Origin of the sequence: Marinilactibacillus piezotolerans (assembly GCF_900169305.1) — a bacterium.
In the GTDB taxonomy this organism is placed as follows: Bacteria; Bacillota; Bacilli; order Lactobacillales; family Carnobacteriaceae_A; genus Marinilactibacillus; species Marinilactibacillus piezotolerans_A.
The window spans coordinates 260,954-276,278 of the sequence record NZ_FWDP01000002.1; the positions used below are offsets into that span (position 1 = coordinate 260,954).

Below are 15,325 nucleotides of genomic sequence, written 5' to 3' on the forward strand. Positions count from 1 at the left end.
GTTCAGTTGTATCTTAGTTTTGATTTTTAGTTGACTTTTCATTCAGGGGAGAAAAACAAGTCAATGATTGTTTATTGCTTTTTATTCTGTTTGCTCAATTATTCATCAGATGTTGTATCTGATTCATCACTTTGCGGAGGTGTCATGCCAGCTGGAGGCGTCATACCGCCTGTGGGCCTTCCTCCTCCGCCAGCGCCTCCAGGCATCTGACCACTGCCGCCCATGCCCATTCCAGAAGCCGCTTGTTCAGTTGTGGCTTCAAGTTCAGCTAAAATTGAGCCGCTGTAGTATTCTGCCGTATCGTATATTCCATTCGTTGCCTCACCTGTTAACCCGTCGATCATTGAGATTGTATACGTTTCGCCTTCTACTAAGTCAGCCGATGAATATACAAGTGACTGACTGTCTTCTTGAAGTTCAAAAGTGAAGATCACTTCGTTATTTGCATTTGCTATTTGAATCACGTCTCCTTGTGTTAGGGATAGATCTGCTGTGAATAAGCTTGGTTGTTCTGAAGTGGATGAAGTTGCCATTGCCATCTGTGAACTGCCGTTTACGATCAGTGTACCGCCGGAAATATCAAAGCTGCTGTCATAATCCAGCGCTCCGTTTCCTCCGCCTGTTGGTCCATTGACAACAACTAATCCATTTGTCATTTCTATATTTCCATTACTGTCAATGCCATCACCATCCGCGTTGACGATCACTTCTCCGCCATTGAGGTTTATCGTTGCCGTTCCTGTATCACTAGCTGCATTTAATCCATCATCAGAAGTATTGACTTCAATCGTTCCGCCATTAATGGTTAAAGCATCACTTTCAAGTCCTTCATAGGCTGTCTGGACTAGAATGTTTCCTTCTTCAATCGTCAATGCGGTATTTGCATGAACGGCATCGTCTCCGGTAGAAAGATCATAATTTCCTCCGTTAACTGAAATTGTCCCATCAGAATGAATGGCATCATCTTGACTGTCCACGACAAACTCTCCGCCATTTAAAACCATTGTCCCTGTTGCTTTGATACCTTTTGCACTTGTCGATTCTTCTGTGTCCTCTTCTACATCGTTGGTATTCTCCGTTTCGGACCAGCTGCCCCAGTCACTCATCGCCGTTTGTGTTTCAGCATTTGCACTGCCGCCATTTGTTACTATATTGAACTGTCCACCGTTAATCTCCAGATCGGTTTCAGCTTGAATCCCATCTCCGGCAGCTGTTAAATTAAAGGTTCCATCTTCAATTAGAATATAGCCTTTGCCTTCTTCTGTATCGTTTGTAGATTGAATCGCATCTTTTGCAGCAGTGATATCGTAGGTTCCACCTGTAATCACAATTGAATCTCGTCCTTTGATCCCGTCTTGAACAGAAGCAATCGTGTAGTTACCGTTTGTGATGGTTACATCATCTTTACCTTTGATGGCATTTTTATAGTTAGCATCAATTATCAGGCTGCCTGATCCATTCAGTACCAGATCTCCTTTACTGAACAAAGTTGCATCCGGTTCATCACCTTCTTCATTCTCAAACGTGTAGGTTTCAGTATCGGCAAGTGTATTTTCTGTACCTTCTGCTAGTGTCACGATCGTATTTCCAGCGTTCACTGAGTAGATAGCGGCTCCAGACTCATTAATAATAGATGCGCCGTTTAAAACGACTTGTACGTCTGCTTCATCCGCTGCTTCAATGCGGACTTGTCCATTGGTCAATGTACCTTCTAAGACGTATGTCCCAGGTTCCGTAATGGTGATCACATCGTCACTGACCGATGCACCTGATCCCTCTACAGTTGTTGCGCCATCTTCCAGTGTAATGACTGTACTTGTTGCGATGTCCCATTCTTCATCTTCAGAAGATACTTCTGAAGAACTCAGCTCTAATGTGTCCACTGTAACGGCTTGGGATGTTTCATCTGATGATGCAGTCGTCGTTGAACTAGCTGCCGTGTCGGCACAAGCCCCCAGAAACAGCAGACTGCTTGCTAGAAAAGTATAAACCCTTTTTTTAGGCATTAATTTAAATGACTTTTTCATGTTTTCCGCTCCTTATGGTTGTCCATCGTTTTATGATGCTAATTCTCCGTTATAGCTAACTAAGGATGCATTCAGTACCCCTTCAGTCGCAAAAAGTTCGCTCATAAAAGCTGTGTCGTTTTCTCTTATTCTGACTTCATAAATCAATTCAGGTTGTCCATTGACTAAGGTTTTTGATTTTAATTTCAAACGGTCGATCTGTTGTCTTAAAATGTCTGTTGCAGCTACTTCTGCTGTTTCGTTTTTCAGATCCAGCATTAAGATGTAAGCTAGTTCTTTTTCTTTGTGCATCGTAAAGACGAGCAACACGGCTGCGATAAAGAATGAACCAACATATGCTAACAAGTAGAAACCAGCTCCTAGAATAATTCCGACACCGATTGACCAAAACAAGAAGACTAAATCAAGCGGATCTTTGATGGCGGTTCTGAACCGGACGATCGATAGTGCTCCAACCATCCCAAGCGACAAGACAACATTGGATGTAACGGCCAGAATAACGAAAGTCGTCAGCAAGCTCAGCATAACAAGGGATGTGTTGAACTGCGTTGAATACATGACTCCTTTAAAAGTCTTTTTATAAATGTAGTAGATGCATAATCCGATCAAAAGGGATGATGATAATGCAAAAAGTGCGTTTAATGGTGAAAATTCACTTAATTCCTCTACAAAACTACTTTTAATGATTTCTGAAAAATTGACCATGGTGCATTCTCCTTTTTATGCTGCTGTCTTATACAGTCAGTAATCTTGATATTTTGTATTTTGAGTGTCCGCAGGAAGTGGTCTCTGCTATCTGAACGAGTTCACGGATCCACCCCGGCAAGTAGGTGTCATATTTCACTTCTAGAACACATGCTACATCTGTTTCTCTGTGCATAACGGCTTCTGACTTCAAAAAGTCTTGAACTCGATTGGAAGCCCGCATATTATAGTCTAATGTGACTCGAGTATTGCCATGCTTATAAGCAAAAGCTTCCCGGTCGTAAGCAACAATAACTTTAGGTTTCAACAAATCTGTTCTAGCATTCATATAAAAATTCTGCTTGAGAGGATCATCGGAATATTTGAGAAATTTGAAGTCTCCTTGAGTCAACCGTTCAGCTTCTTCTCTCGTCAGCTTGGTACTGAGTTTATAACCGGCATTGTATTCTCTGACTTTCTTTTCTAATCGAATAAAAGATAGATCCTGATTATAATACCGGACTCTGAATTTCTCTCTTTCGGCATTTCCATCTTGGTTATCGTAATAAGATTCATCTTCTGGATTATCAAAGTACAAGCTTGAAATATGATAATGGTTCCCGACTACATGCTCGTCATGCGGCAGCAGTTTCCTGAGCCTCTTCATCAATACCTGTTTGGATAATTCGGATATTTCATGTTTATATTCATGTCTGTAAAATTTCTCTTCCATTTTGTTTTCCCCTCTTTCCTTGTCCATGTGTTTATAATACGCCGATCCTTTTCTGACTTCTCCGTAAACCTGATTGAAAGTTGCGGCAAAGTTAACGCAGTTTTTTTAAAATAAAAAACCGAGACAACTCATTTGCTGAGTGTCTCGGTAAATGTTACTGATCATGATTAGGATATTTTATTTAGAAAAATCATGAAGCTTGTTCCGCTGTCGTTTGAAGATACTTCGATTCGACCGCCATATGAAGTAACAATCGCTTTGACAATGGAAAGCCCGATTCCATGGACCCCTTTTTCACCAAAATAGAAGCGATCAAAAATATGCGGTAAATCTTTATCGGAAATCGCAGCTCCATCATTGTAAACACCAAGAATGATCCGGTCTCCTTGTTCTTTACAAGTCAATCGTATTCGACTGTCTGCATATCTTAAAGCATTGGAAACTAGATTCTGTATGACTCTTTCAATGTCTTTTTCATCATACGCATACAAAACAGGTTTATCTGAAAAATCAAATTCCGGCTGGATATTTTTTTCATTGAAAAGCCGACTGTAACGCTCTGCAGTATATGAGAGTGTCTCCCTCAAGTCATTTTGACTTGTCATCCGGTCCGGAGATTTAGATTCCAGCCTTGAAAGGTACAGAATGTCTTCAACTAGATGTGCCAGTTGATCCGTTTCTTTTTTGATGACTTCTGCGCCTTTCTCACTTTCAATAATATCGTACTGTATACCTTCTGCCGTATTTTTAATAATCTGCAACGGTGTTCTCAACTCGTGAGAAGCATTCTGGAAAAATGTCCGCTGATCTGCATCATACTGACGAAGCTTATCTGTCGTTTCATTCATGGCTTGTTTCAGTTCGTGAGATTCTTTGTCAGCAAATTCCTCATCGATCGTTTCGTACCTGCCTTCACCAATCCGCTGAGCAAATTGCGCCAGACTTTTCATGGGTTTTGCGATTCTAAGTGAAATAAAGTACGTAATGCCTAAAGCGGCAACTAAAACGGTCACTAGTACGATAATCAGTAAAAGATTCAACCGATTCTCTAAGTGATACAAATCCGTCATATTGATAAAATAGACAGCTGTTACATCAGGATTTTCAGTGTCTGTCACCATTGTGTAGTAATACAGACTATCTTCCCATTCCAATCGTGCCTGTTCAACATCTTCCAGTGCTATACTTTGTTCTTCCAACCCTTCTACAAAATTCACTGAATCTGTATCCTGCTGGATATCGACTGGGAATTCAGCGGGAAAAAGAATGGCATAATTCTCATCAATCAACGCTCTGTTGACCGAAACAGCAAATGCCGGATCGTTGTCTCTCGGTCCTGCATCTAGCAGCGGATTGCCCTCAGCATCTCTTGGTTCCCTTCCGATATTCTGACTGGAAAGTGATAGCAATTCATTGGCAGAACTTTCGATATATTGAGTAAACAGAAAATTAAACGTCAGCATAATGATCACAAAAGCGGCGATCATCAACCCAGAGACCATTCCTAATAGTTTGAACTGAATACTGTGTTTATTCTTCCTTCTGCTCATTCAGTTGTCTCCTTCAGAGTAAACCCAAATCCCCAGACGGTTTCGATCTGAATGGTTGCTTCGGTCAGCTTTTTCCGAAGACGGCGAATCGTGTCGTCACAGGCCCGGGTCTCAATATCTTTTCCATATCCCCATACTGATTCCAGCAATTCTTCTCTAGAAACCGCCCGATCTTTATTTTTCATTAAATATAAGAAAACATTATACTCATTGGGCGTCAGATCAATCGTTTGTTCATTCACCGATGTTCTCATGGAATCCGGCGTCAAGGTCACATTGCCGAGTGTGTATGCCTCTTGTTCAGCAGCACCTTGATTCTGCTTGTCCATTTTCACTCTGCGCAGCATGGCTTTAACCCGCATATTCAGCGCGATAGCACTGAACGGCTTAGTGAAATAATCATCACTGCCTAAATTAATGCCTGTTGCATAATCCAAATCACTGTCTTTTGCCGTCAGTAAAATAATAGGTACCGAACTGATTTCTCTGATACTGCGTGTGATATCGAATCCGCTTGATCCCGGCATCATAACGTCCAGAATAATCAGATCGGATTCTTCTTTTTTAAATTGTTCAAATAACAAATCGCCATTTTCAAAATCGATCACTTCATACCCTTCGCTTTCCAAAAAGCTCTTAACGGTCAATCGAATGGTTGTTTCATCTTCGGCAATGTATATTTTTTCTGCCATACCGTTCACCTCTATCCTACTCTTAGTATACTAAAGATTGTGCAGAACTTTCACGTAAATTTGAAGCAATATTGAGGCAAATTGTCATGGCAGTCTATTGAGCGGAAACTTGATTCCCTGAAAAATAATGACACAAAGTAAGAAGATATTTTTAAAAATTTATATAACAGTACTTAAGCAGTTTTCAAGTCTATCACCGTGTACAGTTTCCAGTCCTGCCCTCACTGATGGATACTATGGAACTTCTTTTAGCTTCCTCTTTCATATTGATACAGGGAACGATTGATTTAAATTAACGGCAGTATCCTTCCAAGAAAGAGCTGTTTCCATAACAAAAAAGCCATTAGCCTTTATCATACTTTTAAAGGCTAATGGCTTTTTATACAGTTAATGATTCTGTTGATTTCTTTCGATTTCTTCCATAACTCGAATCAGGCGGTCCAGTTTATCATTACGTTCTTGCATGATTTTCACCATCTTTAGTGCCGCTCTCAAAAACAGAATCACTATAACTGGAATACCAATGTAAACGACTAAAAGAAACAATGGAATAAGCAGACTGTAAAAACCTTCAAAAATACTCATTTATGGCCCCCTCTTTAATGTTTTTTCAACAGTAGCTGGTCAATAAAGTGGTCGGTCGATTTATGGATGATCATATCAGCACGGAATCTGGTCGGCAGAATGTATTCTTCCAAGTTGGTCAGGTTCACAGCTTTCCAGACTTTCCGGGCTGTATCAAAAGCTTCTTCTCGGTTTCCCATTGCTAGATCATAATAATAGTTGGTCGGATTCTGGAACGCAGTATCCAGCAGCAACCCAAAGCGTTCAAGGTACCATTTTTCGATTCGCTCCGGTTCAGCATCCACATAGAAACTGAAATCAAAAAAGTCGCTGACAAAGATTTTTTCATTCGCCGGCAACTGCAGCACGTTGATTCCTTCTACGATCAGAATATCCGGCTGGTCGATAATGGCGTGCTCATCAGGAATGATATCATAAAATTTATGCGAATAGACAGGGACTTTTATATTGCGATGTCCGCTTTTTACATCCCCCATAAAGGTAATCAGGCGCTTCATATCATAACTCTCGGGAAACCCTTTGCGATTCAAGATATTCCGTTCTTTCAATACCTCATTAGGATATAGGAAACCGTCTGTCGTAATTAAATCGACTTTACGGTCAGGATACGCTCGAGTCATCATGGTCTGCAGCAGACGAGCCAGTGTACTCTTTCCAACTGCCACACTGCCGGCAATTCCGATAATATAGGGATCTTTCTTCTTCGGCTGATTCAGCAGCTGTTTCATTTCCAGCTGACGCTGGTCATAGTGCTTGATATGTGTATGCAGAACCTGCAGGATCGGCATATAGATCTCCTTAACATCCGTCATTGAAATCCGGTCATTCAATGAGCGCAGAGACTCCAGTTCTTCATCTGTCAGTGCCAGCTGTGTATGGTTATTCAATTCTTTCCATTCATTTCGTTCAATAATATAAAATGTATCTGATTCTTGCATGCGGGCAAATCCTCCGCTTCTATAGGTTGGATATCGTGTACAAGTTTACCAAATTTTTTGGATTTTGACTATCTAAATTGTCCTATCTTGTAAACGTTTGATTCTTTTTCACACTATCTGATCTTACTTCAAGTCTCTCTTTTTCTTTACTGGCTGCTGTTGCCAGTATTCCTTAATCTTTATGTATTTTTAAACTTAAATTGATACGATATATTGGAGTATAGAGACTAAGTATAGTACGATTATACTGAAAAGTTTTCATTTAAGAACGATTAAATGCTATTAGATAAGAATATGAGGAGTTGAACGCATGAAAACTCTCTCCGACCAAGCGATTGGGACTGCCCACGGGAAGATTATTTTAATTGGAGAGCATTCTGTTGTTTATAATGAACCAGCGATTGCCCTTCCCTTTCCTGCAGCGAACGTAGAAGTTAGAATCAAAGCCATTGACGGAGAAAGTCAGATTCATTCCAGCTATTATGATGGTTCATTAGCCAATGCGCCTGATTCCCTCAATAATTTAAAGAAAATTATCGAAACGATCTGTCAGGATTTTTCTGTATCCACTTCTGGGATGCAGATTGAAATTCTTAGTCTGATCCCTCCTGAGCGCGGCATGGGATCTAGTGCAGCTGTTGCGACTGCATTGATTCGTGCCCTCCATCATTATTTTGAACAGTCTTTGTCTACTGATCTGCTGCTTCACTATATTGAGATTTCTGAAAAAATTGCTCACGGTAACCCCAGCGGGTTGGATGCACGGATCACCAGCGGCACGAAGCCAGTCTTTTTTGTCAAAACCAAAGAACCCGAAACCTTTGATCTTCAGGTTTCCGGATATTTGATTGCAGCAGATACTGGGCTTAAAGGGCAAACGCGAGAAGCTGTTCAAGATGTGGCTCTGCTGCTGAAAAAATCCAAGCGCAAGACAAAACAGCTGCTGTCATCACTGGGATCACTGACGAACCAAGCGAAACAGGCAATCGAACGAGATGACATCAGTGCTCTTGGTACTATTCTCTCAAAAGCGCATCAGCACCTTTCAGACTTGAATGTGAGCAATGCCCAGTTGGATAGGCTGGTGTGTACAGCCATTAAACAGGGTGCCCTAGGCGCAAAACTCACCGGAAGCGGCCGCGGCGGCTGTGTGATCGCACTGGCTAAAACCGTTGAGCAAGCAAGACATATCGCAAAAGAATTAATGAAGAATGGCGCCGTAGAAACGTGGGTCCATTCATTAGGAGCAGACAAACATGAGTAAATGGGTTCGTGCACATACGAATATCGCCCTGATCAAGTACTGGGGAAAAGAAAATGAAGCCTTGATTATTCCAAAAAATAATTCTCTCTCGCTGACACTGGATGCCTTTTATACAGACACTAAAGTAACGTTTAAGGCTGACTTAGCAGCAGATGAATTGATATTAGATGGAGAAAAACAGGATCAGACAGCACTGAAAAAAGTTTCTGCTGTACTGGATCTCATTCGCGAAAAAGCTGGTATGACTGAGTTTGCAACTGTTGAGAGTGTCAATTATGTACCGACAGCTGCCGGTCTGGCATCTTCTGCATCAGGACTAGCTGCTTTAGCGGGTGCAGCCAATGAAGCAGCGGGACTGAATCTTTCTTCTGAAGCTTTGTCCAGACTAGCGCGCAGAGGCTCCGGATCTGCTTCCCGCAGTATCTATGGCGGTTTCGTAGAATGGGAAAAAGGGACAGATGATCAGACCTCTGTTGCTCGTCCGGTAGATGACGCAAACTGGGATATCGGCATGCTGTTCATTATCGTTAAAGATGCAAAAAAAGATGTCTCAAGCCGTGATGGTATGCGACGTACGGTTGAAACTTCTCCTTTTTATGACGGCTGGTTAGCAACGCTGGATCGGGATCTGGCTGAAATGAAAGCTGCTATCTCGGAACAGGATATCGATAAAGTCGGTACGATCGCTGAGCGTAATGCTCTGAAAATGCATGCCACAACCTTAGGTGCAAATCCGCCCTTTACTTACTGGAGTGCAGACAGCATGGTGGCTATGGACGCCGTTCGCACTCTGCGAAAAGAAGGACATTCTGTATACTTTACAATGGATGCCGGCCCGAATGTTAAAGTCATCTGCAAACAGTCTGAAATGAAGACCATCAAGCAGGCCTTATGTGCGTATTTTGGCGAAGAACAAATCATTTCGGCAGCACCTGGCCCCGGCATTCAAGTGATGGAAAACTAATACGGTTTTCTATTGTACATAGCTGAAGATTATAACTATTAAACTGACGAGAAAAGGATCGGATGGAATGAATCAAGTAGAAGCCTCGGCTCCTGGAAAATTATATATTGCGGGTGAATATGCAGTCGTTGAGCCTGGTCATCCAGCACTGCTAGTTGCTGTAGATCAGTTTTTAACGGTCAAAGTCACGCCTTCAGAAACAGTGGGAACGATTCATTCTTCTCATTACTCCAGCACTCCGTTGCAATGGAGACGAAAAAACGGCAAGCTTGTTGTCGATGAAAGAGAAAATCCCTTTCATTACTTGCTTGCTGCTATTGATTTTACGGAAAAATATGCAAAAGAATGCGGAACCGCTCTATCTATGTATCATTTGATTGTAGAGAGTGAGCTGGATAGTGCTTCCGGATTAAAATACGGATTAGGTTCCAGTGCTGCTGTGACAGTAGCAACTGTTAGAGCTTTATTGAAGTATTATGGATTGCCAGAAACAGACGTGCTGGTATTCAAACTCTCTGTGCTGGCTCATCTATCGGTAAAAAGCAACGGCTCTTTTGGTGATATTGCAGCGGCTACTTATACCGGCTGGCTGGCTTACAGCAGTTTTGACCGGGAATGGGTCAAACAAAAGATCAACACACACAGTATAAAAGCAATCACAGATTTAGACTGGCCGGCTTTCATGGTAGAAAGACTGACACCTCCAGAAGAGTTGAAGCTGCTGATTGGATGGACCGGCTCTCCTGCTTCTACCACTGATCTCGTTGATCAGGTGAAAGCCAAACGGGAAGCGAAAGAAGAAAACTATCAACAGTTTTTGAAAAACAGCAAAGCTTGTGTGGAGAGGATGATTCAAGCATTTAGAGCAAAAGATCTTAAAGCAATCCAGGCAGAGATCCGTCATAATCGTCATTTATTGAAAGAAATGAGTGAAAGTACGGGTGTATCCATTGAAACGCCCGCTTTAAAAGCTTTATGCGAAACGGCTGAAGCGCATAACGGTGCAGCAAAATCCTCTGGTGCTGGCGGTGGAGACTGCGGTATCGCCTTATTTGATCGTAAAATTGATCTGCTGGAACTCGTCAACACATGGAAAGCGCAAGATATTACCCTGCTCCCACTGCAAGTTTATGCTCGTTCATGATAAAATAACAATACAAGTATGATCATACATTGATTCAAAGATTCGAGACCTTCTCGGATCTTTTTTACAAAATAGACTTATTGGAGAAAAGAATATGCCTAAACAAAACAATCGTAAAAATGAACATGTCTCATTGTCTGAAAAATTTTATGAGCAAGGTCAGTCTTCCTTTGAAGAGATCCGCTTTGTACATCATTCTTTTCCTGGTATAGATGTTAAAGACGTTGATCTTTCTATCCAGCTGGCTGGTTTGCATTTTGATGTTCCTTTTTTTATCAATGCCATGTCTGGCGGTAGCCGCTGGACCGGAAAAGTGAATGAAAAACTGGCGATCATTGCCCGAGAAACCGGATTGGCGATTGCTACCGGTTCTGTCAGTGCAGCGTTAAAAGATCCTGAACAAGAAGGTACCTTTAAAATTGTCCGCGAGACCAATCCAAACGGATTAGTGTTCGCCAATCTCGGTGCGGGTCACGGTCTGGAAAATGCGAAAAAAGTAGTTGACCTGCTGCAAGCCGATGCGATGCAAGTTCATATCAATGCTCCACAGGAAATTGTTATGCCGGAAGGAGACCGTGAATTTGCAAACTGGATTGAAAACCTTCGCAGTATTGTAGAAGGACTGGACGTTCCTGTCATTGCCAAAGAAGTCGGGTTTGGCATGAGTCGGGAAACGGTTCAGTTACTGGAATCAATCGGTGTTCAATTGATCGACATCAGCGGCAAAGGCGGAACCAACTTTGCTCAAATCGAAAACTACAGACGAAAAGAAGCCAAAATGGATGACTTTGAATCTTGGGGACAGACAACCGTCGAATCATTGCTGGAAGCACAAGAAGCCGTACAGCAGGCACAGATTATTGCATCAGGCGGAATCCGTCGACCGATGGAAATAGTTAAAGCTCTGGCATTAGGCGCTTCCCTCAGTGGTCTCTCCAGCCAATTTATGCATATGGCGCTAGAAGATGTTGATCAGACGATTGAAACGGTGCAGGCCTGGAAAGCAGAGCTGAAGAGTGTAATGACTTTACTAGGCGCAAAAACGGTACAAGACTTGAATAAAACTGATCTCATCATTTCAGGTGATGCTGCACAATGGTGTACCGCCAGAAACATTGAAATCCAAAAATACGCTTCTCGTTCTTAACGGGAAACGTATTTTTTATTCTCACTCATAAAAGGATGAAAAACTATGCAGACCCGTCAGAATACACAGTCATTTTGGATTTATCTATGGATAGGCGTTTATATTTTCATTCAATGCACATGGGGTATATTACAGACCTTTGCCGGTTTCATGCTGTTTATCCGGTATTTCAACCTCCCTCACAGCTTTTACCACGGCAGTATCCGGACTAAATGGAACCGATACGATGGCGTTTCTTTAGGCTGGTTTATTTTCACGCCGAACGAATCAGACCCGGTGCTGCTGAATCGTAGAAACAAAGAGCAGTTCAAGCAAAACTGCGACAAATTAGCTGTTCATGAATATGGCCATACTTACCAATCGCTGATTTTGGGTCCATTCTATTTACTGACTGTCGGACTGGTCTCTTTCACTTGGGCAAGACTTCCCAGATATAGGAATATCCGTAAAAAATATGGTGTACCTTATTCTTTTTGTTGGACGGAACAATGGGCGAACTACTTAGGAGAGAAAGTTTTAAAACAACCTTCTCTTAAATAACCATTTTTACTGCAGCAACCAAAAAGGATCCGCTATAGTCAGCAGCGGATCCTTTTTCATATTTACAGCCCTATTCAAGTATGTATTTTTTACATTCAACATTTTTTGGCCCATTATTCAGTCTTTATTTTCTGAAAAGTATCATTAACAGCATCACTAAACATGTAACTACCCATTTTCGTACTGCTCTTCATTAATAAATAATTCATCGATTCTGACATTCAGATACTTTGCCATATCAAATGCCAACTGCAAACCAGGCTCATGATCGTTATTCTCGATTGCATTCATTGTTTCATTGTTTATGCTGCATAATAAGGCTAAGTCGCTTTGCGACAGCCCCTGCCAGTCTCTAAATTCTTTTATTGTATTTTTCACTATACTCAACTTCCTTCCAACCATGCTGTGTCTTTTCACATTAAAAAATCAACTGCCGATTCCTTTTTGATTAGCGGAGTCGATTGTTTTACTGCATTTAAATTCGTTCGTTTTATAAGCCCCGTATCATAGAAAAATCCACAATAAAGTGATTCCGACTAACCCGATTATCATTGACCATAATAGGCTTTTAGTTTTATATGCGATGAAAAAAACCAGTACAGAAGGAATCAATTTGATATTGATGGCTGGATTTATATTAAAAGAACCATTCCAGAAAAAGATATCTGATGCTACCAGTGCGGAAAAAATCGATACCGGAATATACGTCATCCAGCGGCTGAAGGAAGGCGAAATCTCCTTTTTACTTAGTAAGAGCATCGGCAGCAGTCTCGGTAGATAAGTGACTACGGCCATCCCCAAAGTAAGTGTCCAGTAGCTATTCATGAGATTCTCCCCCTTTTAAATCTGATTGGATTTCTTTATCTTTTTTTCTATCTTTTCTTCTCTCTTTTCTAACTTCCAGACCATAACCTGCAAAAGAAGCAATGATCGTGGCAATCACGAGTGCAATATTATGCTTAAACAAGACCATCAGCAGAACAGTCACTCCGGCAGAAACCAGTCCTGCAATCATATGTTCACGAGAAATGAACTGCTGGACCATCATACATAAAAACATTGCAATCAATGCAAAGTTCATGATTGTCGTGTTGACTTGAAACTGACTGCCGATCGCACCTCCGATAATCGTGCTGAGTACCCATGTCCCATATGTTGAGAGACTAGTCATCATCGCTTCATCCGTCGTCCAAAGTCCTTCTCTGGATTTAGTATAATTGATCCCATATGACTCATCCGTCAATACGTGGCTGAATAATGAAATAAAACCAAAAGACCGGTCTTTTACAAAACTGGAAAGACTGGCAGACATCAAAACATGTCTTAGGTTCAAAAAAAAGACCATTAAAATGACAGAAGGGATAGAAGCGCCTAACACGAGCATACTCGCTGCTAAAAATTGAGCCGCTCCTGCATAAACCAGTACACTCATTAAGCCTATCCCAAAAATTGAAATGCCCGCATCATATAAAACGACACCGCAAGCCATCCCCAGAGCAATATAGCTGACCATTACTGGAGAAGCAGCTTTTACACCATTTTGAATCGTTGCTGTTTTCATACTATCTTCCTTTACTGCATGTCCTGCTGGATTATATGTAGCAAAAAAGAACGGCTCAGAGGAACCGCCCTTTTCAGCAGTTGATCATTTTATCTATTGTATTTCGCTTATATTCCTTAACGCACGATATCGTGAACTAATGGTAATGGAGCGGCTGTTTGTGAGATGTGCATGTTGTCCAGAATCGTTGTTTTTACTTCTTCTGAAATCGGCTTGTTGGAATACAGAGTTGCTAGAGACTCTCCTGCTTCGACCTTATCGCCGACTTTTTTATGCAGATACAGCCCTGCCGCTAAGTCGATGCTGCTTTCTTTTGTCTCTCTTCCTGCACCTAACTTCATTGCTGCAATTCCAATTTGATCTGCAACGATCATAGAGACTACTCCAGATTGTTCCGCTAGGACCTCTTTGCTGTGTTCAGCAGTCGGTAAAATCTCTTCCGGACGGTCGACAACTGCTTTGTCTCCGCCTTGTGATTCTACAAATAGTTCAAAAGCTTTGAGTGCTTTACCATTTTGCAGATTCTCTTCCAATTTTGCTCGTGCTTCTTCCAGTGAATTGCCTACTCCGCCAAGATAAGCCATCTGACTGCCCAGAACCAGACACAGTTCAGTCAAATCTTCTGGTCCATGGCCTTTCAGCGTTTCAATCGCTTCTTTTACTTCCAGCCCATTTCCAATTGCATTCCCCAACGGCTGGCTCATATCTGAAATGACCGCCATTGTGTTTCTTCCTACAGTATTTCCAATTTCAACCATTGATTCTGCTAATGCTCTTGCTTGTTCGACACTCTTCATGAATGCGCCAGCACCTGTTTTTACATCTAATACAATCGCATCAGCACCAGATGCAATTTTCTTGCTCATGATCGAGCTGGCAATCAACGGAATCGATTCTACGGTTCCAGTAACATCTCTTAACGCATACAGTTTTTTATCTGCCGGCGTTAAATTTCCAGACTGTCCAACAACCGCTACTTTGTTTTTATTCACTAACTCTACGAATGCTTCTTTAGACAACTCGATATTGAATCCGGGAATGGCTTCGAGTTTATCAATCGTTCCACCTGTGTGCCCAAGACCGCGACCGCTCATTTTAGCCACTGGAACTCCTACACTTGCAACCAAGGGAGCCAGCACCAAGGTTGTTGTATCTCCGACACCGCCCGTCGAGTGTTTGTCGACTTTAACGCCCTCAATGTCTGACAGATCGATCTGCTCGCCAGATTCCACAATCGCCATCGTCAAAATACTTCGCTCAGCTTTTGTCATATCATTAAAGTAAATCGCCATTGCCATTGCACTCATTTGATAATCTGGAATGGTTCCTTCTGTGTATCCTTGGATCATCCAGTTGATTTCCTGTTCTGTCAGTTCAATGTTATGCTGCTTTTTATCAATTAGATCGACCATTCTCATGTTTATTCCTCCAAAATACCTGTCTTTATCTTACCGCAAACTCTTACTTATTTATTTTATCATACTTGAACACTATCA

Annotated in this window: 16 protein-coding genes; 5 read left to right on the plus strand and 11 right to left on the minus strand. The window is 41.7% G+C overall.

What is annotated here, in order from left to right:
* Positions 1-98: 98 nt before the first annotated feature.
* The 7 genes from B6F02_RS01235 to coaA all read right to left on the minus strand — a co-directional run bounded on the left by B6F02_RS01235 (position 99) and on the right by coaA (position 7,209).
* Positions 99-2,027 carry a carbohydrate-binding domain-containing protein gene (locus B6F02_RS01235; RefSeq protein WP_080145580.1) on the minus strand — a complete coding sequence of 643 codons (1,929 nt, stop codon included), beginning with the start codon at positions 2,025-2,027 and terminating at the stop codon, positions 99-101.
* Between the two features lie 30 nt (positions 2,028-2,057).
* Entirely contained in the window at positions 2,058-2,732 is a 675-nt protein-coding gene (locus B6F02_RS01240) for a DUF4956 domain-containing protein (protein ID WP_080145581.1), read from the minus strand.
* 28 nt (positions 2,733-2,760) lie between these two features.
* Positions 2,761-3,444, minus strand: a complete 684-nt coding sequence (locus B6F02_RS01245) for a polyphosphate polymerase domain-containing protein (protein WP_179128500.1) — start codon at positions 3,442-3,444, stop codon at positions 2,761-2,763.
* Positions 3,445-3,611: 167 nt separating this feature from the next.
* The gene (locus B6F02_RS01250; protein WP_080145583.1) at positions 3,612-4,994 is read right to left on the minus strand and encodes a sensor histidine kinase; all 1,383 of its coding nucleotides are present in this window, start codon (positions 4,992-4,994) and stop codon (positions 3,612-3,614) included.
* Positions 4,991-5,686, minus strand: a complete 696-nt coding sequence (locus B6F02_RS01255) for a response regulator transcription factor (RefSeq protein WP_080145584.1) — start codon at positions 5,684-5,686, stop codon at positions 4,991-4,993. The genes B6F02_RS01250 and B6F02_RS01255 overlap by 4 nt, the downstream gene beginning before the upstream one ends.
* A gap of 387 nt (positions 5,687-6,073) precedes the next feature.
* On the minus strand, positions 6,074-6,271 hold the full coding sequence (locus B6F02_RS01260; RefSeq protein ID WP_080145585.1) for a hypothetical protein: 198 nt from the start codon (positions 6,269-6,271) through the stop codon (positions 6,074-6,076).
* 14 nt (positions 6,272-6,285) lie between these two features.
* On the minus strand, positions 6,286-7,209 hold the full coding sequence (gene coaA, locus B6F02_RS01265) for a type I pantothenate kinase (RefSeq protein ID WP_080145586.1): 924 nt from the start codon (positions 7,207-7,209) through the stop codon (positions 6,286-6,288).
* 310 nt (positions 7,210-7,519) lie between these two features.
* On the opposite strand from coaA, the gene mvk reads away from it, so the two are divergent.
* From mvk to B6F02_RS01290, 5 genes are all read left to right on the plus strand, one after another.
* Complete coding sequence (mvk, locus tag B6F02_RS01270) at positions 7,520-8,473, plus strand: mevalonate kinase (protein ID WP_080145587.1); 954 nt, start codon at positions 7,520-7,522, stop codon at positions 8,471-8,473.
* Entirely contained in the window at positions 8,466-9,437 is a 972-nt protein-coding gene (gene mvaD / locus B6F02_RS01275) for a diphosphomevalonate decarboxylase (protein WP_080145588.1), read from the plus strand. Before mvk ends, mvaD begins: the two co-directional genes overlap by 8 nt.
* A 67-nt stretch (positions 9,438-9,504) precedes the next feature.
* Positions 9,505-10,581, plus strand: coding sequence for a phosphomevalonate kinase (locus tag B6F02_RS01280; protein WP_080145589.1), 1,077 nt, complete (start codon positions 9,505-9,507; stop codon positions 10,579-10,581).
* 94 nt (positions 10,582-10,675) lie between these two features.
* A complete protein-coding gene (gene fni / locus B6F02_RS01285; protein ID WP_080145590.1) occupies positions 10,676-11,728 on the plus strand; it encodes a type 2 isopentenyl-diphosphate Delta-isomerase in 1,053 nt (350 codons plus the stop codon).
* 45 nt (positions 11,729-11,773) lie between these two features.
* On the plus strand, positions 11,774-12,268 hold the full coding sequence (locus tag B6F02_RS01290) for a hypothetical protein (protein WP_080145591.1): 495 nt from the start codon (positions 11,774-11,776) through the stop codon (positions 12,266-12,268).
* Between the two features lie 168 nt (positions 12,269-12,436).
* Here the strand turns inward: B6F02_RS01290 and B6F02_RS01295 are convergent, their stop codons facing one another.
* The 4 genes from B6F02_RS01295 to B6F02_RS01310 all read right to left on the minus strand — a co-directional run bounded on the left by B6F02_RS01295 (position 12,437) and on the right by B6F02_RS01310 (position 15,247).
* Positions 12,437-12,646: a helix-turn-helix transcriptional regulator gene (locus B6F02_RS01295; protein WP_080145592.1), complete on the minus strand. Its 210-nt coding sequence runs from the start codon at positions 12,644-12,646 to the stop codon at positions 12,437-12,439.
* 126 nt (positions 12,647-12,772) lie between these two features.
* Positions 12,773-13,093, minus strand: coding sequence for an AzlD domain-containing protein (locus tag B6F02_RS01300; protein WP_080145593.1), 321 nt, complete (start codon positions 13,091-13,093; stop codon positions 12,773-12,775).
* Complete coding sequence (locus tag B6F02_RS01305; protein WP_080145594.1) at positions 13,086-13,829, minus strand: AzlC family ABC transporter permease; 744 nt, start codon at positions 13,827-13,829, stop codon at positions 13,086-13,088. Before B6F02_RS01305 ends, B6F02_RS01300 begins: the two co-directional genes overlap by 8 nt.
* A gap of 116 nt (positions 13,830-13,945) precedes the next feature.
* Entirely contained in the window at positions 13,946-15,247 is a 1,302-nt protein-coding gene (locus tag B6F02_RS01310; RefSeq protein ID WP_080145595.1) for a pyrimidine-nucleoside phosphorylase, read from the minus strand.
* Between the last annotated feature and the right edge of the window lie 78 nt (positions 15,248-15,325).

Excerpts from the sequence above, each read along its gene's own strand:
- B6F02_RS01280 (WP_080145589.1), top strand. The coding sequence starts at position 9,505 with ATGAATCAAGTAGAAGCCTCGGCTCCTGGAAAATTATATATTGCGGGT.
- B6F02_RS01290 (WP_080145591.1), top strand. The coding sequence starts at position 11,774 with ATGCAGACCCGTCAGAATACACAGTCATTTTGGATTTATCTATGGATA.
- mvk (WP_080145587.1), top strand. The coding sequence starts at position 7,520 with ATGAAAACTCTCTCCGACCAAGCGATTGGGACTGCCCACGGGAAGATT.
- B6F02_RS01245 (WP_179128500.1), bottom strand. The coding sequence starts at position 3,444 with ATGGAAGAGAAATTTTACAGACATGAATATAAACATGAAATATCCGAA.
- coaA (WP_080145586.1), bottom strand. The coding sequence starts at position 7,209 with ATGCAAGAATCAGATACATTTTATATTATTGAACGAAATGAATGGAAA.
- B6F02_RS01300 (WP_080145593.1), bottom strand. The coding sequence starts at position 13,093 with ATGAATAGCTACTGGACACTTACTTTGGGGATGGCCGTAGTCACTTAT.
- fni (WP_080145590.1), top strand. The coding sequence starts at position 10,676 with ATGCCTAAACAAAACAATCGTAAAAATGAACATGTCTCATTGTCTGAA.
- B6F02_RS01310 (WP_080145595.1), bottom strand. The coding sequence starts at position 15,247 with ATGAGAATGGTCGATCTAATTGATAAAAAGCAGCATAACATTGAACTG.
- B6F02_RS01250 (WP_080145583.1), bottom strand. The coding sequence starts at position 4,994 with ATGAGCAGAAGGAAGAATAAACACAGTATTCAGTTCAAACTATTAGGA.
- B6F02_RS01305 (WP_080145594.1), bottom strand. The coding sequence starts at position 13,829 with ATGAAAACAGCAACGATTCAAAATGGTGTAAAAGCTGCTTCTCCAGTA.
- B6F02_RS01240 (WP_080145581.1), bottom strand. The coding sequence starts at position 2,732 with ATGGTCAATTTTTCAGAAATCATTAAAAGTAGTTTTGTAGAGGAATTA.
- B6F02_RS01255 (WP_080145584.1), bottom strand. The coding sequence starts at position 5,686 with ATGGCAGAAAAAATATACATTGCCGAAGATGAAACAACCATTCGATTG.
- B6F02_RS01235 (WP_080145580.1), bottom strand. The coding sequence starts at position 2,027 with ATGAAAAAGTCATTTAAATTAATGCCTAAAAAAAGGGTTTATACTTTT.
- mvaD (WP_080145588.1), top strand. The coding sequence starts at position 8,466 with ATGAGTAAATGGGTTCGTGCACATACGAATATCGCCCTGATCAAGTAC.
- B6F02_RS01260 (WP_080145585.1), bottom strand. The coding sequence starts at position 6,271 with ATGAGTATTTTTGAAGGTTTTTACAGTCTGCTTATTCCATTGTTTCTT.